General features: G+C 62.5%; 23 protein-coding genes. 8 read left to right on the top strand and 15 right to left on the bottom strand.

Features of this window, described 5'->3' with window-relative positions:
- Positions 1-99: 99 nt before the first annotated feature.
- The 5 genes from proC to HMPREF1531_RS06615 are packed head-to-tail and all read right to left on the bottom strand — an operon-like array spanning position 100 to position 4,521.
- Positions 100-903, bottom strand: coding sequence for a pyrroline-5-carboxylate reductase (proC, locus tag HMPREF1531_RS06635; RefSeq protein WP_016669163.1), 804 nt, complete (start codon positions 901-903; stop codon positions 100-102).
- 4 nt (positions 904-907) lie between these two features.
- On the bottom strand, positions 908-1,942 hold the full coding sequence (locus tag HMPREF1531_RS06630) for an aspartate-semialdehyde dehydrogenase (RefSeq protein ID WP_016669162.1): 1,035 nt from the start codon (positions 1,940-1,942) through the stop codon (positions 908-910).
- Between the two features lie 52 nt (positions 1,943-1,994).
- Positions 1,995-2,768, bottom strand: a complete 774-nt coding sequence (locus HMPREF1531_RS06625) for a CPBP family intramembrane glutamic endopeptidase (RefSeq protein ID WP_016669161.1) — start codon at positions 2,766-2,768, stop codon at positions 1,995-1,997.
- Entirely contained in the window at positions 2,765-3,685 is a 921-nt protein-coding gene (locus HMPREF1531_RS06620; protein ID WP_016669160.1) for a proline dehydrogenase family protein, read from the bottom strand. The genes HMPREF1531_RS06625 and HMPREF1531_RS06620 overlap by 4 nt, the downstream gene beginning before the upstream one ends.
- Positions 3,685-4,521 (bottom strand): sugar phosphate isomerase/epimerase family protein, encoded by an 837-nt coding sequence (locus tag HMPREF1531_RS06615; RefSeq protein WP_232210230.1) that lies wholly within the window; start codon positions 4,519-4,521, stop codon positions 3,685-3,687. Before HMPREF1531_RS06615 ends, HMPREF1531_RS06620 begins: the two co-directional genes overlap by 1 nt.
- Before the next feature lie 119 nt (positions 4,522-4,640).
- Here HMPREF1531_RS06615 and HMPREF1531_RS06610 point away from each other — a divergent pair, with 119 nt between their 5' ends.
- Positions 4,641-5,279, top strand: a complete 639-nt coding sequence (locus HMPREF1531_RS06610; protein ID WP_016669158.1) for a VOC family protein — start codon at positions 4,641-4,643, stop codon at positions 5,277-5,279.
- Positions 5,280-5,356: 77 nt separating this feature from the next.
- Here HMPREF1531_RS06610 and HMPREF1531_RS06605 read toward each other — a convergent pair whose 3' ends face one another.
- The 3 genes from HMPREF1531_RS06605 to HMPREF1531_RS06595 form a co-directional block, all read right to left on the bottom strand.
- Positions 5,357-5,929 carry a suppressor of fused domain protein gene (locus tag HMPREF1531_RS06605; RefSeq protein WP_016669157.1) on the bottom strand — a complete coding sequence of 191 codons (573 nt, stop codon included), beginning with the start codon at positions 5,927-5,929 and terminating at the stop codon, positions 5,357-5,359.
- Between the two features lie 164 nt (positions 5,930-6,093).
- On the bottom strand, positions 6,094-6,333 hold the full coding sequence (locus HMPREF1531_RS06600; RefSeq protein ID WP_016669156.1) for a hypothetical protein: 240 nt from the start codon (positions 6,331-6,333) through the stop codon (positions 6,094-6,096).
- Between the two features lie 363 nt (positions 6,334-6,696).
- Complete coding sequence (locus tag HMPREF1531_RS06595) at positions 6,697-7,017, bottom strand: hypothetical protein (protein WP_156860206.1); 321 nt, start codon at positions 7,015-7,017, stop codon at positions 6,697-6,699.
- A gap of 105 nt (positions 7,018-7,122) precedes the next feature.
- Here HMPREF1531_RS06595 and radA point away from each other — a divergent pair, with 105 nt between their 5' ends.
- Positions 7,123-8,523 (top strand): DNA repair protein RadA, encoded by a 1,401-nt coding sequence (gene radA / locus HMPREF1531_RS06590; protein WP_016669154.1) that lies wholly within the window; start codon positions 7,123-7,125, stop codon positions 8,521-8,523.
- Between the two features lie 220 nt (positions 8,524-8,743).
- Positions 8,744-9,799 carry a DNA integrity scanning diadenylate cyclase DisA gene (gene disA / locus HMPREF1531_RS06585; RefSeq protein ID WP_036897396.1) on the top strand — a complete coding sequence of 352 codons (1,056 nt, stop codon included), beginning with the start codon at positions 8,744-8,746 and terminating at the stop codon, positions 9,797-9,799.
- 53 nt (positions 9,800-9,852) lie between these two features.
- Here the strand turns inward: disA and HMPREF1531_RS06580 are convergent, their stop codons facing one another.
- From HMPREF1531_RS06580 to cls, 6 genes are all read right to left on the bottom strand, one after another.
- Entirely contained in the window at positions 9,853-10,578 is a 726-nt protein-coding gene (locus HMPREF1531_RS06580; RefSeq protein WP_016669151.1) for a hypothetical protein, read from the bottom strand.
- 121 nt (positions 10,579-10,699) lie between these two features.
- On the bottom strand, positions 10,700-11,236 hold the full coding sequence (locus tag HMPREF1531_RS06575; protein ID WP_016669150.1) for a hypothetical protein: 537 nt from the start codon (positions 11,234-11,236) through the stop codon (positions 10,700-10,702).
- Entirely contained in the window at positions 11,233-12,330 is a 1,098-nt protein-coding gene (locus HMPREF1531_RS06570) for a helix-turn-helix domain-containing protein (RefSeq protein ID WP_016669149.1), read from the bottom strand. Before HMPREF1531_RS06570 ends, HMPREF1531_RS06575 begins: the two co-directional genes overlap by 4 nt.
- A 58-nt stretch (positions 12,331-12,388) precedes the next feature.
- Positions 12,389-14,809 carry a glycoside hydrolase family 65 protein gene (locus tag HMPREF1531_RS06565; RefSeq protein WP_016669148.1) on the bottom strand — a complete coding sequence of 807 codons (2,421 nt, stop codon included), beginning with the start codon at positions 14,807-14,809 and terminating at the stop codon, positions 12,389-12,391.
- Entirely contained in the window at positions 14,806-15,516 is a 711-nt protein-coding gene (locus tag HMPREF1531_RS06560; protein ID WP_016669147.1) for an HAD family hydrolase, read from the bottom strand. Before HMPREF1531_RS06560 ends, HMPREF1531_RS06565 begins: the two co-directional genes overlap by 4 nt.
- Positions 15,517-15,566: 50 nt before the next feature.
- The gene (cls, locus tag HMPREF1531_RS06555) at positions 15,567-17,201 is read right to left on the bottom strand and encodes a cardiolipin synthase (RefSeq protein ID WP_156860205.1); all 1,635 of its coding nucleotides are present in this window, start codon (positions 17,199-17,201) and stop codon (positions 15,567-15,569) included.
- A gap of 212 nt (positions 17,202-17,413) precedes the next feature.
- On the opposite strand from cls, the gene HMPREF1531_RS06550 reads away from it, so the two are divergent.
- From HMPREF1531_RS06550 to aroD, 5 genes are read left to right on the top strand one after another with little or no spacing between them, the layout of a single operon-like run.
- A complete protein-coding gene (locus HMPREF1531_RS06550) occupies positions 17,414-18,010 on the top strand; it encodes an ECF transporter S component (protein WP_016669145.1) in 597 nt (198 codons plus the stop codon).
- Positions 18,011-19,498: an ABC transporter ATP-binding protein gene (locus HMPREF1531_RS06545; RefSeq protein WP_016669144.1), complete on the top strand. Its 1,488-nt coding sequence runs from the start codon at positions 18,011-18,013 to the stop codon at positions 19,496-19,498.
- Complete coding sequence (locus HMPREF1531_RS06540; RefSeq protein WP_016669143.1) at positions 19,495-20,268, top strand: energy-coupling factor transporter transmembrane component T family protein; 774 nt, start codon at positions 19,495-19,497, stop codon at positions 20,266-20,268. The genes HMPREF1531_RS06545 and HMPREF1531_RS06540 overlap by 4 nt, the downstream gene beginning before the upstream one ends.
- Complete coding sequence (locus HMPREF1531_RS06535) at positions 20,265-20,822, top strand: hypothetical protein (RefSeq protein WP_016669142.1); 558 nt, start codon at positions 20,265-20,267, stop codon at positions 20,820-20,822. Before HMPREF1531_RS06540 ends, HMPREF1531_RS06535 begins: the two co-directional genes overlap by 4 nt.
- 42 nt (positions 20,823-20,864) lie before the next feature.
- Entirely contained in the window at positions 20,865-21,632 is a 768-nt protein-coding gene (gene aroD, locus HMPREF1531_RS06530; RefSeq protein ID WP_016669141.1) for a type I 3-dehydroquinate dehydratase, read from the top strand.
- 79 nt (positions 21,633-21,711) lie between these two features.
- On the opposite strand, the gene HMPREF1531_RS06525 is transcribed toward aroD, so the two are convergent.
- The gene (locus HMPREF1531_RS06525) at positions 21,712-24,459 is read right to left on the bottom strand and encodes a CshA/CshB family fibrillar adhesin-related protein (protein WP_016669140.1); all 2,748 of its coding nucleotides are present in this window, start codon (positions 24,457-24,459) and stop codon (positions 21,712-21,714) included.
- Positions 24,460-24,615: the final 156 nt, after the last annotated feature.

Raw genomic sequence — 24,615 nt, 5'->3', positions numbered from 1 at the left:
GAACAGCAATACGAGAGCCGAACAGCGCGACTCCTTTCCGCAACGCTTCTTCTAGTCAACGAACAGCGGAGAATGCGCTCACCCCTTCGGCAGCACCTGCTAAGCCGGGCTCACCCCCGATGAGCCCGCGCTGATGTCGCGGGCAGCATGCATGGCGGCAGCCACGCCTGCCCGCACCGCGTGGGCATCAAGTTCGGCGAGGGCTGCTGCGGTGGTTCCCCCTGGTGAGGTGACCCTCTCACGCAGGATCGATGGGTGCTCACCTCGCGCCAGCAGATGAGCCGAGCCCAACAGGGTCTGCCTGGTCAGGGTATCGGCGACATCACGCGGCAACCCCAGCTGTACCCCGGCCTCGATCATGGCTTCGGCAACATAGAACAGATAGGCGGGTCCGGAGCCGGAGACCGCAGTCACCGCATCCTGCAGATTCTCCGGCACGACGACGCTGGCCCCCACCGCATCGGTGATTGAGCAAGCCAGGGCAAGCTGGGCGTCGTCGACATGTTCATTGGGCGACAGTGCCGCCATCCCATAGCCGATGCGAGCCGGGGTATTCGGCATGATGCGCACCACGCTCGCAGCCTCGGGAAGATGAGTGGCCAAGCTCGCCAGCTTCACCCCGGCAGCCATCGACAATACGACGGCACCATCCGGCAGCAGCGGGGCCAGCTGCTCACAGGCTGCGACGACATCCTTGGGTTTCACCAGCAGAACGACCACCCGCGCACCGGGGATCGTCGCAGCAAGATGGCCGGTGACGTGAAGGGCCTCGATGGTCGCGAGTTCGTCACGCCGCGCCGGGTTGGCTTCGACCACGTGGATATCGTCCCAGCCCGCGCACACCAGTCCGGTGGCGATGGCCTCCCCCATCGCCCCGCCTCCGATGATGACAACCTTCGTCATGGGTTCAACTCCTGTGGGCGGCCAAGATCTCGGCTATCTGGATGGCATTGAGGGCGGCCCCCTTGCGCAGGTTGTCGCTCGCGATGAACATCACCAGACCACGTCCACCAGGCACCGACTGGTCGGTGCGTATCCGTCCAACCAGCGAAGGATCGATACCAGCCGCCTTGCGCGGGGTGGGCACCTCATCGAGTCGTACCCCAGGGGCAGTGGTCAGGAGTGCGGTCGCCTGCTTTGGGGAGATCGGCTCGGCGAACTCGGCGTGTACCACCAGGGCATGACCGGTGAACACCGGGATGCGCACGCATGACCCGGCAACGGCCAGGTCGGGAATGTGCAGGATCTTGCGCGACTCATTGCGCAGCTTTTGTTCCTCGTCGGTCTCCAGGCTTCCGTCGCCGACCAAGCTCCCAGCGAGCGGTACCGCGTTGAAGGCGATGGGTTCGACATAGGGGCCCAGCTCGGCGGGCGCCAGCACCCCGCCGTCGAAAGTTAGCTGGTCAAAAGGCTGGGTGGCAGCGGCGACCACTTGATCGTGCAGGGTACGCACCCCGGCGAGCCCGGAGCCAGAAGTCGCCTGATAGGTAGCGACCACCAAACGCTGCAGCCGAGCCGCGTCGTGCAGCGGCTTGAGTACCGGCATAGCCGCCATGGTGGTGCAATTCGGGTTGGCGATGATGCCCTTGGGGGTATTTAGAGCATCGCCGGGGTTCACCTCGGAAACCACCAACGGCACCTCGGGATCGAGACGCCAGGCAGAGGAATTGTCGACGACAATCGCCCCGGTGGCAGCGACCTTTGGTGCGTACTGCTTGGATGTGCCGCCACCTGCGGAGAAGATCGCGATGTCGAGCCCGGAGAAATCGGCATTCGCCATGTCCTCGACGGTGACCGGGGTGCCCCTCCAGTCGAGCTGCTTGCCAGCGGAACGTTCCGAGGCGAAGAAACGAATCGTATCGACGGGATAGTCCCGCTCGTCGAGCAGTCGGCGCATGACATTGCCGACCTGACCGGTTGCACCAAAGACTCCAACACGCATGCTCGAAGAATAGCGTTCGGCTGTTGCCGGATGCCCTGTGTCCGCTCCCGGTTCAGAGCCAGTCGACCAGCGGGGACACCAGCGAATAGCCGACGAAGGCGATAACGTCGATCATCGCGTGACCAATCACCAGCACCCACAGCCTGCGTTGACGCAGATAGAGCCACCCCAGCAACAGGCCGAAGACGAGATTCGAGGCAAACCCGCCGAAGCCCTGGTAGAGGTGGTAGCTGCCACGCACCAACGCCGAGGTGACCACAATCACCCACCGGTCCCATCCGGCACGGCTCCACCTGGAGAACAGGTAGCCGATCATGAGCACCTCCTCCAGGAAACCATTCATGAAAGCAGCCAGCACATACATGGGGATGGCCCACCACACATCGGCCAGCGCCCCCATCACCAAATGGGTAGACCACCCAAGACGCCTAGCCAGCAGGTACCAGCCCAAGGCAGGGCCGACCACGCAAACGGCCACCGCAAGGCCTTGCAGCAGATCACGACCCACCCGGGTGGCGTCGAGGCCGATAGAACGAAAGGGCGCGCCGGGATCGGGACGCACCCGCCACAGCAGATATAGGGCCACGGCGGGCCAGAAGAAAGGAAACAGGTTGTCGGAGAGTTCGTAGATGAAGTCCAGCCACGGGCGGTCCGGGGTGGTGGAAGCGTTCATCGTCGTGGTCTGCTCGGACAACGGCGGGCCTGCGGTGAGCCGGTTGACGATGTTGAGCAGCGAGTACCAGCCGGATTTTCCCAAGGTGCACCCCAAAACGATGACGGTCTCCCAGACCAGCACCGATGTGGCTCTCGGGTAGGCGGTATTCACTTCTTGCGGACCACCGAGCGAGCAAACAGAGCCGCGTTCGCGGGCCGTTCGGCGAGTCGGCGCAGGTAGTACTCGTACCAACCGGGGCCGTAGGGCACGTAGCAGCGGGCCAGGTAACCGATGTCGGCTAGGCGCCGCAATTCTAGAGGACGAACGCCCTGCAGCATCTGGAACTCAAGTTTCTGTTTGGCACGCCCGTTCCGGGAGACCAAGGCCTCGGTGATCTCGATCATCCGCGGGTCGTGAGTGGCGACGATCAAGGTGGCCTCGGATTGCATCAGCACTCGTAGCGAGCGCACGAAAGCCAGGTCGATCTCGTGCTGGCTACGGAAGGCCACCTGCCGCGATTCGAGGTGGGAGCCCTTGCACAGCCGCACACGTGCCCCGGGCAAGGCAACCTGCTCAATGTCGCGCCGGGTGCGATGCAGGTTTGCCTGCATAGTGATGCCGAACTCCGGAAAGTCCTGTCTGATCCCGGACCACACCGCGAGAGTATGGGGCACTTCGCAGGCCCCGGACATGTCGAGAATCGGAAACAGGCCGGCATTCACCGCAGCGCGCACGATACGCAGGGTGGATTCCGCCACCGCGTCAACGTTGGATTTTCCCGGATCCAGCCCCAGCCCATTCAGTCTGATCGACAGTTCCGCGCCAACATGACCACTGGCGGCCAGACGGTCGACCAGTTCCAGATAGTGCGCCAGGGTGCGGACCGCGTCGGCGGGCCCACCCCGGGCACCCAGGTATTCGACGCTCACGGCCAGTCCTTTGGCCTCCAGATCCGACAGCACCGGGGAGAGATCGCCCCAGCGCTCCCCCGCAACGTAGTCAGAAACCAGTTCACGGGCGGCCGGGATGGTGAGTGCGGCCTGTTTCACCTCGTCACGGGATGCCCAGGCGAGAATCGGGTTACGCATCACATGCCCTCCCTGCGAGCAGCACCGATGGCTAGGTGTTCGCGAGTGACAGCGAGGCAATCGGCCAGCCGCTGCTCGCGTTCCGTATGGGTGGCGCATGCCCGGGTGGAGATCTCGTGGATGATGTGGCCCGCGAAGCCGCGCTCGGCCAGGGATTCCACCAGACCCCAGGCGTCCTGATCACCCTCCCCCGGGAAGAGATGGTCGTCCTTGAAGGAGCCTTTGCCGTCGGTAAGGTGCACGTGTCGCAGCCGCTCACCCCAGGCGTCGGCCAAGTCAATGGCCTTCAACTGGGCGGTGGAGGCATGGGAGAGATCCAGCACCAGATGATCGTAGTCATATCCGGTGGGATTCCAGTGCGGCAGGTAGCCCTGCACCGTGGAGTGCCAGGCCCGCCACGGATACATGTTCTCCACTGCGACAACGACTCCGGTCTCGTCGATCATCCGGCGCACCCCGTTGATGAAATCTCGCGCGTACTCACGCTGCCAGGTGAATGGCGGGTGGACGACAACCACATCGGCCCCCAACCGGGTGGCTGTCCGGCATGAAGTGCGCAGCTTCTCCCATGGGTCACGACCCCACACATGCGGGGTGATCACCAGGCACGGGGAATGGATCGACATCACCCGCACTTGGTGATAGTCCTGCAAGGAGGCTACGAAGTCGATGTCGGTGGAAGCAGAATCAACCCCCACCATCAACTCGACCCCATCGTAGCCGAGGCGTTTGGCGGTTTCGAAGGCAGCCGCCGTGGTCTCCGGATGGACGGTCGAGGTGCCGAGCCCGATCAGATTCGGGGCGCGGCCTACAGGGGCACTCATGGGTGAGGACACGTCACCAAAGGTACCGTTCCAGACGGCAGCAGCCCATGCCAGATGCCACCGGTTGGCCCCTGGTTCACTGCCACCCACCCGGTTTTCACGATCGGATGCGTGCCTGAGACAATGACGTCATGCATGTAGACCATCTGACTTTCGTCGCCGGGCCCCAGGGGCTCGACGCCACCGTCGCCGAACTCAGCGAAGCGTTCGGTCCGCGGTTCAAGGATGGCGGCTTCCATCCCCGTTTTGGCACCCGCAACAACATTCTTCCCCTCCTCGAAGGTCGCTACATAGAGGTCGTGGATGTCCTCGACCATCCCGCAGCCGACAAGGCTGTCTACGGGCAGGCAGTGCGTGCCCGCCAGGAACTGGGCGGAGGCTGGCTCGGCTGGGTCGTGTCCGTCCCCTCCATCGCCGGCTACGAGAAACGCCTGGCCCGGGAAGCGGTTTCCGGGTCCCGGCAGTTTCCCGACGGCCGCCGCCTGGAGTGGAAGCAGATCGGCATCAAAGGCTTGGTGACTGATCCGCAGGTGCCCTATTTCATCGAGTGGGCGTCCCCGGCCGACGTCCTGCCCTCCGCGCTCCCGGCCGATGTCAAACTCGTCGCCATCGAGATCGCCGGTTCACGTGATCGCGTCGAGGACTGGATCGGTGAGCGGTTCACCGAGACCTTCGACGGCGTGGAACTGCACTTCACCTCCCCGCACGGGGCACCCGGAGTGCTGGCAGTCACCTTCGACGTGCCAGGCAAGGGACTCGTACGCATCTGAACCACGCCGTCATCACGACAGCGTGATGGACCGGTACCCGAAAAAGGTGCCAGCCCTCACAGTTTGCGGTGGAACCATCAAACGAGCGAGGAACGGTTAAGGTTCCAGTACTCCATGTCCTTCTCGATGAAGAGACCATTCAGTTCCTCGAAGCCGTTCTCGTAGAGGAACTCGGTCTCCGCGATGGAGATGGGCAACGCCTGCAGCGCATGGACGTTACCCTCCGGAGTCTCGATACGGGCCAGCCCCTGATGATCCATCGGGGGCACGAAGAACATGTTCGGCAGATTCGGCGCCAGCCCCGGGTACATCCGCAGCACATCTTCGTGCACCACTCCCGGGGCGATCAGCCAGTGATCCTTGATCATGTTGAAGGCGCACGTGCTGAGCGCATTGGCCATGTCCGTGTTCTCGCCCGCGATCACCACGAAGATCTCGACCGGGATTTCCCTGCCGTCCATCACATTGCGCGATTCATTGAGGTTGACCGTTGCGTAGGTCATCAACCCCTCAGATGGAACATCAACAGCGCGGGCGATATCGACCCTGGCCGTCTCTGTCTCGTTGTAGTGCCGATGCACCGGCGGCTTGCTCCCGAATGCCTCAATCTCAGCACGGAAAACAGCCCTAGTCCGAATACTCAGTGCCATGTTTCATGTCCTTCCATTATTCGGTAAGTTGCAATCCAGCATGGCATGCTCCTTCCTTGTGCTTCACATGGAGCAGGATTCCCCACAGATTTTTCAAGTGAGGCACATCCGGCCATGCAAGTTTGTTCAGACTCCGCAGTCGTGCGCTGCGCTCGCCTACTGGCTCACATCTGCCCTTCCCGCAGCGGGCGTCCCTCAAGAACCGCGGCCACGCTGGCGAGCCAGTCATCCCACACCGCAGGATCAGTCGGCCGCCCATCGCTATCGACGAAGGTGTCCCCGACCAAAGTGTAGAAATCATCGCAATGCTTGGCATACTGCCACAAGAACTCGGACATTGCTCGAAAAGCAAGTTCCTCATTCAAAAGACCTTGCGGCATGCGATCTCGGACATCATCATTCATAATCCATCCTCTCAAGAGATTCCTCACAATAAAACTTTTGACATCCTTTCCGACCTTTTTGGCGGCTTATCAGCCTCCCGAAAATTAGTTAATCGCTTAATTAATTCCAATATTGATCAACGCTTCAACGCCCTGCTTCGTGCGAAAAAATACCCAGCCGATAAATTACCTGAGATGATCGCTGCTGCAAGCGATACCTCATCCAGGATACTTTGTCCGATCACATAGGAGCGTAATCCCGTGACCAGTATAGAAGCTGCCCGATAATCCTTCGGACCCAGCTTCACAGAATATCCTCAGCAAGGGAGGTTCTGTTCGGCATGTCACCCATCACAGCTCCCTTGCCTCGGCCAGACACGTCACTCAGGCGTCTTGAAGTTGCTCACGCGTCTGGGAAATGGCGAGGGAGAGCTCCTTCATATCAGGATTGATTGATTGCACAGCTTCAAGTTGCGCCTGACTCCACTCCAACAACGCCTCATTGATGGTTGCAGTTATCAGATCGGCAGCCTCGTCAGACGTCGCTACTTCGAACCAATAATCTTGAAGCATCAAAGAACGAACCTTGGCATCTGCCACAGTCACCTGGACCTCACCCCGATTCGAAAGCGCGGTCACGACCAGAGGTTCTACCGGCCGCTCCTGATGCTGCGGAAACGAAGCAGCCTTGCCAATAGTTGTCACGATGACCCCGAACGCATCCCGTAATGCCGATTCACTGGTTCATGGCACAACGATCACGTGTCCATGGACTCCAGAACTGTCGGCCCACGCTCATAGGCTTGCCACATGGCGACGAAACAGGACTCCTACCAGTGCACCGAGTGCGGCTGGACGACCGCACGCTGGGTTGGCCGCTGCGGCGAATGCCAGGCGTGGGGGTCGGTCGCCGAACGCGGGGCACCCAAGGTCAAGCAGATCGATGCCGTCGCCCCGACGACCGCCGCAGTACCGATCGGCCAGGTTGATCTCGCCACCGCCGATCGCCAGCTGACCGGCATCGGGGAACTCGACCGGGTGCTCGGTGGAGGTCTAGTGCCCGGGGCCGTGGTACTGCTAGCCGGTGAGCCCGGCGTCGGCAAGTCCACCCTGCTGCTCGACGTCGCCGCCAAGTGGGCCCGCAACCCTTCGGGAAAGAACTCCTCATCCACAACGCTGTATGTCTCCGGGGAGGAATCCGCGGCCCAGGTGAGACTGCGCGCCGAACGCACCGGCTGCGTCGCCGACGATCTACTGCTGGCTGCCGAGACCGACCTGGAGACCATCCTCGGCCACATCGAGGCGGCGAATCCCTCGCTGCTGGTGGTCGATTCCGTGCAGACCATCGGCACCGCCACCGCCGATGGTTCCCTGGGTGGGGTCTCTCAGGTGCGGGAGGTCACCGGGGCCCTGGTGCGGGTGGCTAAGCGACGCGGGATGGCGGTGGTCATCGTCGGGCATGTCACCAAGGAGGGCTCCATCGCCGGGCCCCGGCTGCTGGAACACCTGGTCGATGTGGTGCTCAGCTTCGAGGGTGATCGTCACTCCGGGTTCCGCATGGTGCGGGCCACCAAGAATCGTTTCGGCCCAGCCGATGAGGTGGGCTGTTTCGAGATGGCCGAATCCGGCATCGTAGAAGTACCCGATCCATCAGGCATCTTCACCTCCCAGCACGCAGAACCCGTACCAGGAACCTGCGTCACGGTCACCATGGAGGGTTCGCGGCCAATGGTTTCCGAGATGCAGGCCCTGGTCGTCCCCGTCGATCCGGAATCCCCGACCCGCAGAGTTACCCACGGAGTCGAGTCGGGGCGGGTGGCGATGGTGCAGGCCGTGCTCCAACGCCGGGCAAGATTTCCCTTGTCGCACCGCGATCTCTATGTATCGACGGTGGGCGGTGCCCGGGTATCAGATCCGGCTGCCGATCTCGCCTTGGCTATAGCCATCGCCTCGGCCGCGGTCGATCAGAACTTCCCGCGCAAGGTAGTCGCCCTGGGAGAGGTCGGCCTGGCGGGCGATCTGCGCCGGGTGCCGGGGCTGGAACGCCGCGTGGGCGAGGCGGCCAGGCTGGGTTTTGATCTCGCCGTGGTGCCTTCCGGCAACCGTGACCAGCACACGAAGCTGCCCCGGATGCATGGACTGAAGGTTGTGGAGGCCGCCACCGTCGCAGAAGCCCTCAACGCGCTGGGGCTCAGCCGCACACGACAATGATTAACGGGTGGCTCCCCGGCCTTTTTGGTGTGGGAAACCGAAGAGAGCTCACCCTCACCTTGTTGGCGAACCCTTGGGGTGAGGTGCTGACTGCCGAAGGCAGCACCACATTGACTACTAAGAATCTGCTGCACGAATGCGCACTGTATTCCTCGCAGGATCATCACCTTTTGACCAGAACCCCAGTGCTCTTGCGCACGCTACCTCGTAGACTGAGCGGATGAGCAAGATGCTTGGCCACGACGAGGCAAGATACCGCCGCTACCGGGCGCTGCTGGCGCCAGGGACCCCCTTGCGTGATGGACTCGAACGAATCCGGGCTGGACGAACCGGGGCGCTAGTTGTGCTGGGCAACAATGCCATCATCGAGCAGATCTCCTCCGGAGGATTCACCGTCGACCACGAGTTCACTCCCACCGCGCTGCGGGAACTGGCGAAGATGGATGGCGGGCTAGTTGTCTCCGAAGATCTTTCACGCATCCTGCATGCCGGGGTGCACTTCACCCCATCCCATGATCTGCCCACCATTGAGACCGGGACCAGGCACCGCACCGCCGATCGCATCGCTTTGCAAACCGATCTGCCGGTGGTGACGGTCTCCGCTTCGATGTCGACCATCACCTTGTTTATGGCCGGACTGCGCTACCCGATCGAAAGTTCCGAACAGATCCTGGTGCGCGCCGAACAAACCTTGGCCACCGTCTCCCGTTACCGGGAACGCCTCACCTCCAGCACCCGCGAATTGTCCTCCCTGGAGATGGACGACCTGGTCACAGTCAACGATCTGGTGCGGGTAGTGCAGCCGCTGGCCATGGTCCGCAGGCTGACCCAAGAACTTGAGGGCCATGTCGAAGCCCTCGGCATTGACGGACGGCTCCTGCAACTACAGCTCTACGAGGTAACCCACGGGGTGGATCAGCTCGCCAATCTGCTCGAACTCGACTATCACCATCCCGACGATGAGCGGTTCACTCTTGCCCGGCTATCCGATCTGCCCACCGGCGACGTCCTAGACCCGATGATGGTGGCCATCGCCATCGGCTTTGCCTCCGGTGATCTTGACGAGCACCTGCACACCCGTGGTTTCCGAGTAGTTACCCAGACCGCCCGGCTCACCCCTCCGCTGGCCGAACGCCTGCTTGAGGAGATCGGTTCGCTGCAGGCCGTGTTCGGCGCCACCCCGCAGCAACTCGCCAATATCCCAGGGATCGGGAAACAACGAGCCCGGGTAATCCGCGACGGACTCACCTTACTCGCGGAGAACTCAACCCACTGAGCAACGAAACTTGTGAATCGGAACAGTCCGAACACCCACCCGGCCGGTGGAGTTCAGTTGGTCAGACGCATGACGAATTTCCCGGAATCTCCGACAGTGGCGGTCGCCACGTAGGTTCCGGGAAGCAGCGTCGATTCGTCCAATTCGCAGTCGTGACCACGACGGGTGGGCCAGGCGACGTCGAAAGTGACCGGCTGTCCTGCGGTCAGATCCCAGGAACCCTGGGGAGCCCAGGCAGAACAGCTGGCGGTTGACCAGATGGCATCTTGACCCGAGGTGACGTCAACCTTCGCCCCGATCGTAGCCAGATCGAGATGACAGGTTTCCTTGTCCGTAACGACGGTGATGGTGAAGGTCTGCGGATCGGTGATCCTCAGATCGGTGCTGCCCTTGATGGTGGTGGTCAGGTTTGCGGAGATGCAAGCCAGTGGAGCGGGAGGTGCCGTGGCGGTATCCACCGGGATGGTCCCGGATCCGGATGCCGTGGGTTCTGCCGACTCCACCGAAGCGGAGGCTTGCCCGGAGGTTGCCTGCTCGGAGGTTTGGGCCTGCGGGGTGCTCGATTCACTGGGGCTCTGCTCAGCGGAGGCATCAGTCGTGCCCGGGGTAACCCGCGATGGAGTGCTGGAGGCGACACCGATAGTCTCCCCGCTGCCCCCCGAGCTGACCAGCCGTCCGATCAGGACGATGACGAGCAGCAGCGCGCCGATCACCACGCCCCGGCGGATCCAGTACACGCGAGGGCCGAGAGGTCCCTGCGGTTCGAGCCAACCCTGCATGGCCCAATGCTAAGTTCCTGTTCCAGCTGCGCCGGGATGCCACGCGCCGAGATGTGTATCGGTTGGGACAAGGAGATAACGGTGACGCCATTTCCCAACAGGCCATATACCACGGCAGAGTTCACAGAAGATCTGTTGGAGAATCCGGTATGACTAACCAGCGGTCCTGCGAAGCCATCTCCTGCATGAGAGCGAATGCACTCTGAGCCTCGAGGCCACCTTCGGCTACGATGTGACGTACGACGTCAATCGTGCGGTAAGCTCCAACACCCAAGTGAACAGCATGTTCATAAGCTTCCCTATCATCGGTGATCCACCACGCCCCGGAGAACTCGGCCACTTCCGACATCAAATAGCAGGTCTGCGCTTCACCAAGGTGCTTGCGCGGTTCGGTCGGCAAGCCGCCGAATACGATCCGCCGTTTTCGTTCCACCGCTTCGATGGCACTCGGCTCAGTAATCTTGATCGGTTCCCCCAGCCACCCCTCCTTTTCGATCGAATGAAGCGACGGTAGACGTGTGGCCGAGCGCCGCGCCTCCGACGACACCGCATCTGTCCACCGCCCGCGACCGCGCAGCCAGTCACGCAGCAGACCCAACCGGTCAACAGCCGCGAAGTTGCACAACACCGTGTTGTCGGGGAAGACGAATTGGCTCACCGCATCAGCGCCACTTCATTGTCGGCCAGTTCTTCCCGAAGCAACCGCGGATCGGCATCGAGCAACTGGGCATATGGACGAAGAGTGATGAGCCCTTCCTCGAAAGCCGCAAAGGTATCGCGCAACAGGGACTGCGGAGCCTTCGGGACCATCGCACTCTCCATCCGCCGTGCGAACAGATCAGAGCATTCGACCTTGCGAGCAGCCTCTCTACTGCTGAGCTGACGGAGCTGATCCTTGGCCTGCGCATCGATGAGCTCAAGATTCCACAGTCGATACGCCAAGGCCGACGGAGAAACGATGAGGTCCGTCGCCAAGCGGCACAGCGCGTCCATCTCCGAACCATGTTCGAACAACCACTCCTGCAACTCGAACTCGGGCATCAAGAAGGCGGCTGCGAAGGCATTGGCACGCACTTCGCTCTCACTGTATCGGTTCTCATCGGCATGGATGTCTCTGTCCTGATGAATCTCCTGATCATCATGGGCAAGCAGATGGCCCAGTTCGTGCGCCATCGTGAAACGCTGCCGTGACGCATTCGTGGAGGTGGCCACCAGGATCAACCGAACCGTGGAAGTTGACACAGCCAGGCCGTCGAAGTTCTCCCCCAGATCCTGCACGGCCACATCGACGCCGAACACATCCTCGATCACCGACGCCAGATTGCGCGATACCGACCGGCCACCGGCCCTGACCACCTTCAGCGCCTGATCTGCCAGGTCAGCGCCCTGGTCGACCCACCTCCCACGCAACGTGTCGACATCAGGCAGGCGCCACTGCTGCTCGTAGCCGAGTCCCACGAGATCGGAACGCATCGTCGCATACTGGAGAGCCTTATTGACGGCCTTCTCCGCTGAGCTCCCGACCGATGCCCGAGCAGCCATCGCGGTCTCGGTGTCGATCCCCAACAGCCAATCGACAGTGACTCCACCAGCCTCGGCAAGCATCGCAAGATCAAGGGAGGAGAACTTGCGCGTCCCCTTGAGCGACTTGGACAACTTGCTCTTCTCGATTCCCACCAACTCGGCAAATGCCGTCTGCGTCATGCCAGTCGAAGAGATGAGCTGCCTGACCCGCTCAACCGTCGTGTCCATGCACCAAGGGTCGCACGCAATTGCGAAAATCGCAACACGCGGAGACGTGGTTCCACCCTCACACCATGGGTTCACCATGCACAAAGGGTCGGCTGCCGACCAGCAGGGGAAGCAGGGGTCCCTGGCCGTCGAGCGGCACCTCGACTGGGGTGTCACCGATCTTCACCTCAACTCCCCGCACATCGACCGTGATCGGGTCGCCCACCTCCAGGGTGAAGCGGATAGCCTCAGCGCTCAGGTGCACTCGTACTCGCGAACCCCGGTATGACAAGGGGAATTCTAGATGAGTCCACTCCGTCGGTAGTCGCGGGTCGAAGCTGAGCTCGCCGTCATCCCGCAACCCTGCGAAACCGCTCACCAAGCACCTCCAGATACCTGCCGTCGATGCAATATGTGCCCCATCGCCGGCATTCATGTGGGTGTCGGCGAGGTCGGTGTAAAGCCCGGAACGGAAGTAGCCGAGGGCCATATCCTGATGCCCCACCTCGGCAGCCATGATCGCCTGCATCACCGCAGACAACGAGGAATCACCGGTGGTGATCGGATCATAATACTCAAAATCGGCACGTTTCGTGGCGGGATCGAATTCCCCCGGCCTCAGGAACTCGGCAAGCACGACATCGGCCTGCTTGAGCACCTGGAAACGGTAGATGACCAGCGGATGGTAGTTGAGCAGCAGAGGAAAACGATCACCAGGGGTGGCGTCGAGATCCCACAATTCCTTATTGAGGAAGTCGTCATCCTGCGGATGGATGCCCAACTCGGCGTCGAAAGGAATCTCCATCCCCTCGGCACACTGCTCCCATTCGTCCACCTCCCCCATATCCAGCCCGACCCGCCGGACCAGCAACCCCAGGTCCTCGGGATACTCAGCAGCCATGCGACGTAACCACATAGCGGCCAGCCGCAGATTCCATCGGGCCATCACATTGGTGTAGGTGTTGTTGTTTACCACGGTGGTGTACTCGTCTGGGCCGGTCACCCCGTGGATCTCGAAGACCTTTTCCCCGTTGAACCGCCAGAATCCGAGATCGGCCCACATACGGGCGGTCTCCACCAGCATCTCGGCTCCCTCATGAACCATGAACTCCACGTCCCTGGTCATCGCTCCGTAGTGACCGATGGCATAGGCAATGTCCGCGTCGATGTGGTACTGGGCGGTACCTGCCGCATAGTAGGCTGACGCCTCCTGCCCATTAATTGTGCGCCACGGGAACAGCGCACCCCGCACCGCCATCTCCCGGGCCCGGGCACGAGCCAGATCCAGATGGGTGTACCGGTACCGCAGCGCATTGCGGGCCAGCGTCGGATCGGTGAGAGTCAGGAAGGGAATGAGATACACCTCGGTATCCCAGAAGTAGTGACCCTCGTAACCGTCACCGGTCAGCCCCTTGGCCGGAATACCCATCCCATCGGCCCTGGCTGAGGCCTGGATCAACTGGAACAAGCACCAGCGGATCGCCTGCTGGTCGCGAACCGACGAGCCGATCTCCACATCGCTGCGCGTCCAGAAAGCATCCATCCACTCGCGCTGGGCGACGAAACACTGCTCAACACCTTGGTCACGGACCCGGTCCAGGGTACGGCGCACCCGATCCGACAACTCGCGCACCGGAATCCCACGGGAAGTGTGGTAGGCGACCGCCTTGGTGATAGTAATCGGAACACCCTCCTCGGCCTGGACACGGTAGATCTTGCGGCCTTGGTCAGCGCTGGTGTCGTCGAGTTCCTCGAACTGGTTGACGGTGTCCATCACATGGTCCGCGCCCACCGCCAAGGTCATTCCGGAGTTCGCCGTCCGGTATCCGAGGACCATCCTGCGCGGTGAGCACCAGTTCATCTCACCGATTAACACTCGATGATCAAAATTGCGGTTGCGACGCGGATCACCGGCCGCACCCACCCCGGCGATCTCGTCGAAATCCTGCTTATTCACGATCTGTGAGGAGATCACCACCGGAGCCGAGCCCTCCAGCAAGGTGACCTCGAAGGTCATCACCGACAGGTGACGGTCAGTGAATGACACCATCCTGCGCGACCGCACTCGCACACGCTTGCCCGCCGGGGTGCGCCAGATCAGATCACGGTGTAACACCCCATCGCGGAAGTCGAGGCTGCGTTCGTAGGACACCAGGTCGGCGACCGACACCAGCAAGGGCTCGTCATCGACATACAGCTTGATGAGGGTCGACGATGGCACGTTGACCATCGTCTGGCCCACCCGCGCAAATCCGAAGGCATTCTCGGCGTGCTTGATCTCCCAGGTCTCGTGGAAACCGTTGACAAAGGTGCCCACCAAATGGGAATCCCGTCCCTCCTCGGGGGTGCCCCGCATGCCCAAATAGCCATTGCCGACGGCAAATAGCGTTTCGGTCACCCCGAGATCATCGAAGGCCGGGGAAGTTTCCACCAAGCGCCATTCATCGATGGGAAAGCGGAACCCGTCGAGGGGGTCGCCGTTAATGCGATCACGGTTCACAGCAGTTCTCCGCAGTCCTCAACGACAAGGTCCGCCCCCGCAGCCAGCAATTCATCGGCGCCCGCCCCACGATCGATGCCGACGACCATGCCGAACCCACCGGCGGCACCTGCCTCCACCCCACTGAGCGCATCCTCGACGACGACCGCATCGGCCGGGTCGATGCCCAGTACCTCAGCGGCATACAGGAAGCAGGCCGGATCGGGTTTCCCGGCCAGGTTTTCCCGCTCCGCAACCACCCCGTCGACCACCATCTCGAACCAGTCGGTGAGTCCGGCTTCGGCCAGTACTGGAGCGGCATTGCGCGAGGAAGAGACAACAGCCATCGGGATGCCAAGGTCGGCCAACTTCTCGACGAGCGAGATCGCCCCCGGATAAGCGTCGATACCCTCGCTATCCAACGCCTTGATGAAGAAATCATTTTTGCGGTTGCCCAGCCCGGCGATGGTCTCTGCTCCTGGCTCGTCGGAGGGATCGCCCTCCGGCAACTCAATACCCCGCGACGCGAGGAAGGTGGCCACGCCCTCGTAGCGCGGGCGCCCGTCGATGCAGGCGTAGTAGTCCGCGTCGGTGAAGGGTTCCTCGATACCCCGAGAGGCTAGGAAATCATTGAACATCGCTGACCAGGCCGCCATGTGGATGTCAGCGGTCGGAGTCAGGACCCCGTCGAGGTCGAACAGGGCTGCTTCATGATCGGTCCATTTCACGGGTACACCCTATGTGCTCAACCCTCGGATACCGAACGATGAGGCGGAACTCACAGCATGACGGAGAAAGTTCTCAGGATCGTGGTACCGAAACGCCTGACCCACGGCACCGAACGCACCTCAGCCAAGGTGATACGCCGGGAGACCGCCACGGCCTTCTCGAAATCTGCCGTCATGTCGGCGATGGCCGGGGTCTGGTACATCCACACCGCATTCTCCTGATGCAGGAAGAAGGAGCGGAAGTCGAAGTTGATCGTACCGATGATCGCAGTCTCCCCGTCGACGACCATCTGTTTGGCGTGCAGGAAGCCGGGAGTGTACTCGTAGATCTCCACCCCGGCCTCTACAAGCGGCCGGTAGTTCGACCTAGTGACAGCATAGACGGAGGGCTTGTCGGGGACCCCCGGGGTCATCAGCCTCACCCGCACCCCAGAGGACGCGGCCGCCCGGAACACCGAGATCATCTCCCCGGTCGGGATGAAATAGGGGGTCATCACATCGATCGAGGTGGTGGCCCGGCTCATCAGCCCCCGGTAGGCATCCCATCCCAAGGAGATGTCATCAAAGGGGTCGTCGTCGTAACACATCACCAATCCGGAACCCGGTTGTGCTGCCGCGGCCACCGCCCCGAGGCTGGGACGCAGCCCGGCGATCTCCACGTGATCCCCAGAGGTCTGTTCCCACAAGGTGAAGAACAGCGCAGCCATACCCCAGGCACCCGGCCCGCACAGCTTGATCGATGTGTCTTTCCAGTGACCGAAACGGGTAACCGCATTGATGTATTCATCAGCAATGTTGATACCCCCAGTGAAGGCGGTCACCCCGTCGACGACCAGCATCTTGCGATGGTCCCGGTTGTTGTAGCGCAGGGTGAGGCCCAAGCCCAGCTTGTTCATGGCGTGCACCTTGATACCCGCGGCCCGCATCTGGCCGGGCAACTCGGCCGGCATACGCAACGCCGAACCCCAATCGTCATACATGAACCAAATCTTCACCCCTTGCTTCACCTTGTTGAAAAGGATTTCAGCAATTTGGTCAAGCATGGTTCCGTCGGCCACGATGAAATACTCCAGCGCAATCCAATGCTCGGCGCCTTCCAAGGCCTCCAGCATGTCCGCGAAGGCATCTTCCCCCACCGGGTAGTAGGTGGTGGCGGTGTCGCGGTAGGCGATGAACGGCCCGGCGTCGGCCAGCATAGTCGCCTGTCGTGCAGGATTGGCCGGTAAACAAACCTGCCCCACCGGCTCCATCTCCTTCGATGACAGATGGGACCCTATCTGACGCAGGTCTGGTGCCGGGTGGACACCGACGGCCCCGGGGGCACTCAACTGGTCGAGGGCGAAGGTGTCCTGAATGATCCGGTAACGCTCCATCGAACGACGCGAACCACCCCGGGAACCGAAAAGCACGTAGAAGATGCCGCCGAACAGCGGCATCAACAAGATGACGATGGACCAGGCTAATTTGTATTCGATGGCCATCCGGGAATTGAGCACGTGAGCAACAACGAGCACCGACACGCCCACCGAAACCGCCGTGACCCATGACGCAGATTCTTGGAACCACAGCAACAGAACCACGAAGAGCGTCAATTGGGCGATCAGCGCGACAGCTGTCACCCCCACCCGCGTCCATATCTTCACCGCGCGCCAAGCCTTGCTTGATCTCACCCAGGACTCGTCCACACATCAATTATCGGCGAACAACGGTTCCCCAGGGCACAACTTGTCAGGTAATATTTGCCGTGACACGGGAGCTCGTGCACGGGCTGAGAGGAAGGTTGGGTCCAAGGTGGGCCGAGGCCTTCGACCGTCAAACCTGATCTGGGCAATGCCAGCGCAGGGAGACCTCTTGGGGAATCGCCCCACCCGTGCCCTGTACCAAGAAAGGGCACATCATGACCAACACCACCCCTCTGACCAATTCGCGTTCCTGGCGGGTGGTCGACATCGTCGTCGCCGCAGTTCTCGGCGTAGCCTGCGGGCTCATCTTCTTCGTCTGGAATACCGTCGGTTACGCGTGGTTCAAGGCGATGGATGCACTCACCCCCGGCCTGGGCGGGCTAGCCACCGGCATCTGGTTACTGGGCGGAATACTTGGCATGATGGTGATCCGGCGCCCCGGCGCGGCAGTCTTCGTCGAATTGCTCGGGGCGATCACCTCCGCTTTACTCGGCAACATCTGGGGAGTGGAGACTATCTATTCCGGCATTGCCCAAGGCCTCGGCGCAGAACTCGTCTTCCTGGTCACGCGTTACCGCTCCTTCCGGCTTCCCACGGCCGCCATGGCTGGGGCCATGGCTGGGGCCGGGGCTTGGTGCCTGGAATTGTTTACCTCAGGCAACCTGCAAATGGGCGCAGCCTTCCTGGTGATCTACCTGGTATGTCTGATGATCTCCGGGGCGGTACTGGCCGGCGGGGTCGGCTGGGGGCTAACCCGCGCCTTGGCCCGCACCGGGGTGCTGTCCCGTTTCGCATCAGGCCGGGATATCTGAATGATCTCGGCCCGTGACTGGTCGTGGACCTGGGCCGGGCGATCCACCCCGGCCGTCGCCCACCTCGATCTGGAGATCGCCACCGGCGAGAGAGTCCTGCTGCTGGGTGGCAGCGGGGTCGGCAAGTCGACGGTGCTGGCCGGACTGACCGGGGTGCTGGGCGGTTCCGATGAGGGCACCGAGACCGGCAATCTGCTGGTCGGTGGTTCCCATCCCACCCGGATGCGCGGCCGGGTGGGCCTGGTGATGCAGGACCCGGATTCCCAGGTGGTGCTGGCCAGGGTGGGCGATGACATCGCCTTCGGTGCCGAGAATATGGGGATGGATCCCGCACGGATCTGGCCGCGCGTGCATGAATGCCTCAAGGCGGTGGGGCTCGATGTGGAGGTAGACCGCCCCACATCCCGGCTGTCGGGCGGGCAGAAGCAGCGGATGGCGATCGCCGCGGCCCTTGTTATGCAGGACGCAGGTGGGCCGCAGGTGTTGTGTCTGGATGAGCCGACCGCGAACCTCGACCCAGCTGGTATCGCCGAGGTGCGCGACGCCATCGTCTCAATGCTCTCGACCCGCCCGGATACCACCCTTATCGTCGTCGAGCACCAGGTCGAGGTGTGGGCCGATCTGATGGACCGGGTCATCGTCTTGGGTCCCGACGGGGTTATCGCCGACGGTCCGGTCACCGATGTACTCACTCAGATGCGTGATGAACTTCTGGAGGCCGGCGTGTGGGTTCCCGGCGTTGAGCCCCCGGCGAAGCACCGCATGCACCCCGCCCCTGGAGAACCGGTGCTGTGGGCCGAACACTTGGAAACCGGTTACCAGGCCGGGGCTCCGGTGAGTCACGATCTTGACATTGCAATTCCCCGGGCTGTCTCCACCGTCATCACAGGCCCCAATGCAGTGGGCAAATCCACCCTGGCACTCACCCTGGCCGGGTTACTCAAGCCGCTGGCCGGGTCGGTCATCGTGGCCGATGGCCTCCGCCCCGACGGCAACTACCGGGAATGGCTTCCCCGCCGCATGCGCCGCGGCTTCACCGCAGCCAACCCGCATACCTGGGCATCCCGGGACCTGCTGACCCGCATCGGAACCGTTTTCCAGCACCCCGGTCATCAGTTCGTCGAACGCCGTGTCCGGGATGAACTCGCGGTCGGCTTGGTCGCCCTGGGTTGGCGCCGGGCGCAGATCGACACCCGGGTCGGCGAACTGCTGGAAACACTGCACCTCAGTGCCCTAGCAGAAGCCAACCCGTTCACCCTGTCCGGGGGCGAACAACGCCGTCTGTCGGTGGGCACGGTGCTGGCGACCTCACCATCGGTGATCTTCCTCGACGAACCGACCTTTGGTCAAGACCGCAACACCTGGGCAGATCTCGTCGCCCTGATCAGCGAGATCCTCGACGAGGGCCGGACCATCGTGTCAGTCACCCACGACGCTGCCTTCTGCGAGGTCCTAGGCGACAACACACTCTGCCTGGAGCCCCGATGAATCCACTCGGCCCCTCTGCCCTAGACCGGCTGAACCCGGTGACCCGCCTCGGCATCGCGGTATTCATCTCGATCCCAGTGATGATCACACTTGACTGGGTGTCGGCCCTCACACTGTTCGTCGCCCAGATGCTCATCTACCTGGCCTGCGGGGTCCCAGCGCGCCGACTGCTTGCCCGGCTCGCACCGCTTGGAGTCATCGCTCCGATCGGGGCGATCTCCATGGCTCTGTACGGCCGCCCCGAGGGCCGGGTGTGGTTCCACTACTTCCTGATTACCGTCACCGACAACTCTCTGCACCTGGCCATCGCCGTGCTGGCGCGGATCTTCACCCTGGGCACCGCAGCCATCGTGCTGATCGGCGGAACCGACCTTACCCGGATGGCCGACGGTCTGGCCCAGATCATCCACCTCCCCGACCGCTTCGTGCTGGGTACTTTGGCCGGGGTACGGATGATCGGACTGTTCGTCGACGACTGGCGGACCATGGGACTGGCCCGTCGAGCGCGCGGAATCGCCGACACCGGAAGGCTGCGCACTTTCGCGACGATGGCCTTCGCCCTGCTGGTCTTCGCCATCCGTCGTGGCATGGTGCTGGCCACTGCGATGGAGGCCCGAGGCTTCGGGTCCGGCATCCAGCGCACTTGGGCACGCCCCTCCCGGCTGGGGCGGGCCGATATCGTCGGCTGGGTGGTCACGGTGATGGTCTGTATCGGATCGGTGTGGGCGGCCGTGGCCGCCGACACCTTCTTGTTCATCGGGGCGCGATGAGGCTCCACATCCCTGAGGGCTGGGACCAACTCGTGGACCGGATCGTCGACGATGCGGGGAACCGTGCGGTGGTACTGCTCGACGGCGGGTCGGGAGCCGGGAAATCCACCCTGGCTGCTCAGCTTGCCATCACACTGATGCCCCGGCTCGGTAAAATGCAGCTGATCACGATGGACGAACTGTATGCCGGGTGGGAGGGCCTGGCCGTCGGTTCGCGGATACTCGCCGACGATGTACTGGACCCCGATGCCCCAGGATACTACCGGTGGAACTGGGAACTCGGACGTCGCGATAACAGGGTGCACCTCGACCCGAAACGCCCATTGCTGGTGGAGGGCTGCGGGGCCCTCACCACAGTAACGGCCCGGAAAGCCACCACCAGCCTGTGGCTGGAACTGGATGCGGTCTCCCGGCGACGGAGAGCCCTGGACCGAGATGGTGAGCTGTTCCACCCCTGGTGGGAGCGGTGGGCTGCCCAGGAACAGGAGCACTGGCGGGTAAATGCCCCACAGCAGCTAGCCGACCTGGTGCTCACCGGCCAGACGACCGACTGACCGGAACTTGCATCGCGCCCTCGCCTGGCATAGGAGAAGATCATGGCTCCACAGCATGTGCGCACGGTGACCCTCCAAGACGTGGTCGTCGGTGATGGCGTCCCGAAGGTCATCGTCCCGCTCACCGATCCCGACCTCGATTCCCTGCTGACCACCACCAAGAATCTACTCGCCAGCCCGGCAGACATCATCGAGTGGCGGGCCGACACCTTCGCCGATAAGAGCCCTGAGGCCCTGCGCGAGGTGACGACGCTGCTGCGGCGCACCGCCGCCTACCGGCCATTCATCTTCACCGTGCGCACCGCCGACCAGGGCGGGGCCTGGGATATCGGCGACGACACCTATGTGGAACTCATCGCCGCGGTATGCGCCGACGCCACGATGGACGCCATCGACGTACAGGCCAGTCACCCCGGAGCCGCCGAACTCATCGCCACCGCCGAACGCCACCGGATGCCGGTGATCGGCTCGCACCACGACTTCACCGGAACCGGATCGGTGAGCCGGATGGTGGCCCGCCTGGAGACCATCACGCGCATGGGAGTGCAGATCGCCAAACTGGCGGTGATGCCCACCTGCCCGGCCGACGTCGCATCCCTGCTGGCGGCAACCGCCCACTGCGCTGCCTATTTGCCGATTCCGCTCATCACCATGGCCATGGGCGAACTGGGCAAGGTATCGCGCATCAGTGGGGAGATATTCGGTTCGTCGGCAACCTTCGCCACCCACGGCCCGGCATCGGCACCCGGCCAGCTGCCACTGGCCGATGTGCTGACCGGGCAGCGGCTGCTGGAGCTACCCACCGCGTGAACGAATGTTCACGTGCGCAAAGAGCACATGTGACAGGGGCTACCTGCCGCAGGAGGATGGTGACCGGTCACCGAGCTGATCAGTCACTGCGACGCCTGCGGATCGCCTCAATGAGACCGGCTAGGCCCAGGACACCAGCTCCGATCAGACAGAAGATGTCAGCTGGGGCACCGCCGGTCAATGGCAGGCCCGGCACCGTGGTTTTCTGGTTGACGAAGGGATCAGTGAAGTCCCTGGCCAACGCGTCACTGGTGATCGCGAACTGATGGACGGTATCGTCGAGCTCGTAGCCAACCGGAGCCCGAGTCTCGATCAACTGGTACATGCCGACGTCATCCCAGGCCAGCCCAGTCACCCGGAAATGACCGGGGCGCGCATCGGTATCCCGGGTCATTGCGGTGGGACAGTCGTTGTCCGAGGCCTCCGTACAGTCGGCCACCTCGATACCGCCACCCAGCCCTGGTCCCGTGAGCTTCCACCGGGAGCCAGTGAGCCGGTTCCCGTTCTCGTCGGTCTTGCCCCATGTGACAGTGCCAGTCAACCGGTTGTTGATCACACCATCCGGATGGGCAACGAGACGCGATGAGAGGTTTGTCGCGGTGATCGGGGCGAACTGCAGGAGACCGGTCATCGGCTCGTACCCGGTGGGTGCTGCGGCCTCGGTGATTAGGTAAGTGCCCCATACGAGGCCGGTCACCTTGAACTCACCGGCCCTCGGGTCCTGATCCTTGCCAGCACCGGTGATGCAAGGCGCTGAAATGCAATCGGTGACCACGGTTCCCGCCGGTATTCCCGGACCGCTCAGCGTCCAGGAAGAGCCACCCAGCCGGGTGGAACCGTCCTGGTCGAGCTTGGTCCAGGTCACCTCGCCTGATTTCGCGGTGTTGGTATAGGTACACAGCATCCAGTCCTGCCCCCGCATCGTCACCGTCTGGGTGTCGGCGTCAAGGGTGGACGTTGATGCGGCCTCGGTCGAATTGGGGTGCGGGACACAGACCAGGGACGTGCGTTCATAGGCCGTAGCCAGCAGGTTGGATGACATCTCTGAGAGATTCACCGCCCCCGGGGCGACTAATGTCCCTGCGAAGCCTGCCGTGCCGGAGGCAACGACCGTTCCCTGCTGGGTTGCCGAGATCGTCCAGTCGTCAGGAGTCAGTCTGGTGGCATCAGCGAAGGAATTGTCCACCTGCTTGACCGTCGTCAGCATCGGGACACGTACCTCCACACGGTGGTCCTCCACCTCACCGGTCCCGGTGACACCGGTCGGCCCGGGAACCACTGGGTCCCCATTGGCCCAGTCGGCGGTCGTGCGCAGCCGCATAAAAGTCGCATCTGAATCCGGCTCGCCCAAGACCGAACGCCTCACATCAGCCGGGACGTTCCATTCCAGGGTCGCAGTCCCCGACCCGGGGCAGTCCGCCGGGACAGAACCCTCTGCTGGATCGAAGACTCCGTTGCGGTTCCAATCGACCCAGCCGATGACCTTTCCACCACCGGCGCAGGTCACCTGCTGCCGCCAGACCGAACCGGGAGCAGTCCGGATCACCCCGTCCCAGGTACCCAAGCCATCCTCGTCATCAGGAGGACTGCCCGTGATGTCGTCCCCATCGGCTTGTCCGGAATGGTATTGAGTGGTATCTGCATCAGTCGTGGCACCGAGCCGCACTCGCGGCGCAGCCATAGATGCGATCTTGCCCGCCTGCTCGGCTGCGGTCAGGTTGTACCACTCACCAGGGCCGGAACCGCTGAACCCTGCCGAAGATGGGATATCGGTGCCCAGTTCTCCACCGGTCCACTCGGGTTGGAATACCGAAGCTGCCTCACCATAGGTAGCAGGCGCATCCCCATAATCCATGGCGGTCACCACACCAAAGGCGATCGCGCTCACGCCACCGCCGGCGATCTCAACGTAACCGCCATTGGCATTGGCGGCGAGCATGACCCCGGTCGGCCCGGACAGGCATGCCCGTCCATCCACGGTCAGGCTGTGGCCAAGCTTTGCACCAGTCGGATAGGGGAAGCTGCGAGTGGCGGCCCACTGGTTCACCGTGCAGCCCGCAGCCCGATGAGTTTCCAACAGCCTCATCGACACGTCCTGGCTGGTCATACCCGGAACTGGGAGCGGCGCCAGAGTCACCGATTCCTTCTCGGCACCAACATGATTCGTGCTCTCGGCATCCGCATAGACCAGCCCTGCCACGGGTATCTCGGTCAGCGGTAAATCCGGAATCTGCTCTTTGGCTGGTTGGGTTGAGGAGGACACCAAATAGGCCCTGCATTGGATCTTGAAATAGGCATTCGCCAACTTGCCGCCCACGCCCGTCACACCATTGGCGACACCGATGTCCAGATTCGATCTATAGTTGTTGCCCTTCGGCACACCGTCGGTATAGTTCTGACCGTCGTTGTAAAGACGTGCGAGCCCATCACGCGAGTACTGCCCGACATTGTAGCCCACCGCGATGCCGACGTCGTAGGTGTAGAGTTTACCGCGAATGACAACCTCGTAATGGGTCTCCACTTCACTAATCGTGCACTGGTGTGAACGCCAAATCCCTTCAGCAACCTTGGACGGGGTAGACCACACCACCGAGGTCTGATCGTCCCGGATAAGACGTCGCGCACCGCTGGCCACGGTGTTCGTCGCCCCGGACCAGTCGATCCAGTCGATGGTCGAGACAAATCGCCCAGCACTCCCACCGGTATTGGCGAGAATGGCATCGGCCCGGGGAACCATCGTGGTACCCAGGACCGAGGAAACGACAAGCACCAGCCCGAGCAACGCGGCCAAACCGCTCCGACGCTGCTTCCCCAGTACACCCAGCATGGGCCCCGTCCCCCTCGCTCTGCTGAAATGTTCCCCTGTACACTTCCGCACCCGCGCCCCGTGCGAGCGACAGAATTGACAGCACCTTACGGGCATTTGTCACAAGTGCACAACCCGATGGCAGAACCTTGGACCAATACATGACAAGCGTTTCAG

The organism is Propionibacterium sp. oral taxon 192 str. F0372 (assembly GCF_000413315.1).
Lineage (GTDB): Bacteria > Actinomycetota > Actinomycetes > Propionibacteriales > Propionibacteriaceae > Brooklawnia.
The sequence above is the reverse complement of the archived record's forward strand: the minus strand, read 5'-3'. Positions and strand labels throughout refer to the sequence as shown.

Bases quoted from the DNA above. Each gene is read 5' to 3' on its own strand.
- proC (WP_016669163.1), bottom strand. From the start codon at position 903: ATGACGAAGGTTGTCATCATCGGAGGCGGGGCGATGGGGGAGGCCATC.
- HMPREF1531_RS06630 (WP_016669162.1), bottom strand. From the start codon at position 1,942: ATGCGTGTTGGAGTCTTTGGTGCAACCGGTCAGGTCGGCAATGTCATG.
- HMPREF1531_RS06620 (WP_016669160.1), bottom strand. From the start codon at position 3,685: ATGCGTAACCCGATTCTCGCCTGGGCATCCCGTGACGAGGTGAAACAG.
- HMPREF1531_RS06610 (WP_016669158.1), top strand. From the start codon at position 4,641: ATGCATGTAGACCATCTGACTTTCGTCGCCGGGCCCCAGGGGCTCGAC.
- HMPREF1531_RS06605 (WP_016669157.1), bottom strand. From the start codon at position 5,929: ATGGCACTGAGTATTCGGACTAGGGCTGTTTTCCGTGCTGAGATTGAG.
- HMPREF1531_RS06600 (WP_016669156.1), bottom strand. From the start codon at position 6,333: ATGAATGATGATGTCCGAGATCGCATGCCGCAAGGTCTTTTGAATGAG.
- radA (WP_016669154.1), top strand. From the start codon at position 7,123: ATGGCGACGAAACAGGACTCCTACCAGTGCACCGAGTGCGGCTGGACG.
- disA (WP_036897396.1), top strand. From the start codon at position 8,744: ATGAGCAAGATGCTTGGCCACGACGAGGCAAGATACCGCCGCTACCGG.
- HMPREF1531_RS06580 (WP_016669151.1), bottom strand. From the start codon at position 10,578: ATGCAGGGTTGGCTCGAACCGCAGGGACCTCTCGGCCCTCGCGTGTAC.
- HMPREF1531_RS06570 (WP_016669149.1), bottom strand. From the start codon at position 12,330: ATGGACACGACGGTTGAGCGGGTCAGGCAGCTCATCTCTTCGACTGGC.
- HMPREF1531_RS06550 (WP_016669145.1), top strand. From the start codon at position 17,414: ATGACCAACACCACCCCTCTGACCAATTCGCGTTCCTGGCGGGTGGTC.
- HMPREF1531_RS06545 (WP_016669144.1), top strand. From the start codon at position 18,011: ATGATCTCGGCCCGTGACTGGTCGTGGACCTGGGCCGGGCGATCCACC.
- HMPREF1531_RS06540 (WP_016669143.1), top strand. From the start codon at position 19,495: ATGAATCCACTCGGCCCCTCTGCCCTAGACCGGCTGAACCCGGTGACC.
- HMPREF1531_RS06535 (WP_016669142.1), top strand. From the start codon at position 20,265: ATGAGGCTCCACATCCCTGAGGGCTGGGACCAACTCGTGGACCGGATC.
- aroD (WP_016669141.1), top strand. From the start codon at position 20,865: ATGGCTCCACAGCATGTGCGCACGGTGACCCTCCAAGACGTGGTCGTC.
- HMPREF1531_RS06525 (WP_016669140.1), bottom strand. From the start codon at position 24,459: ATGCTGGGTGTACTGGGGAAGCAGCGTCGGAGCGGTTTGGCCGCGTTG.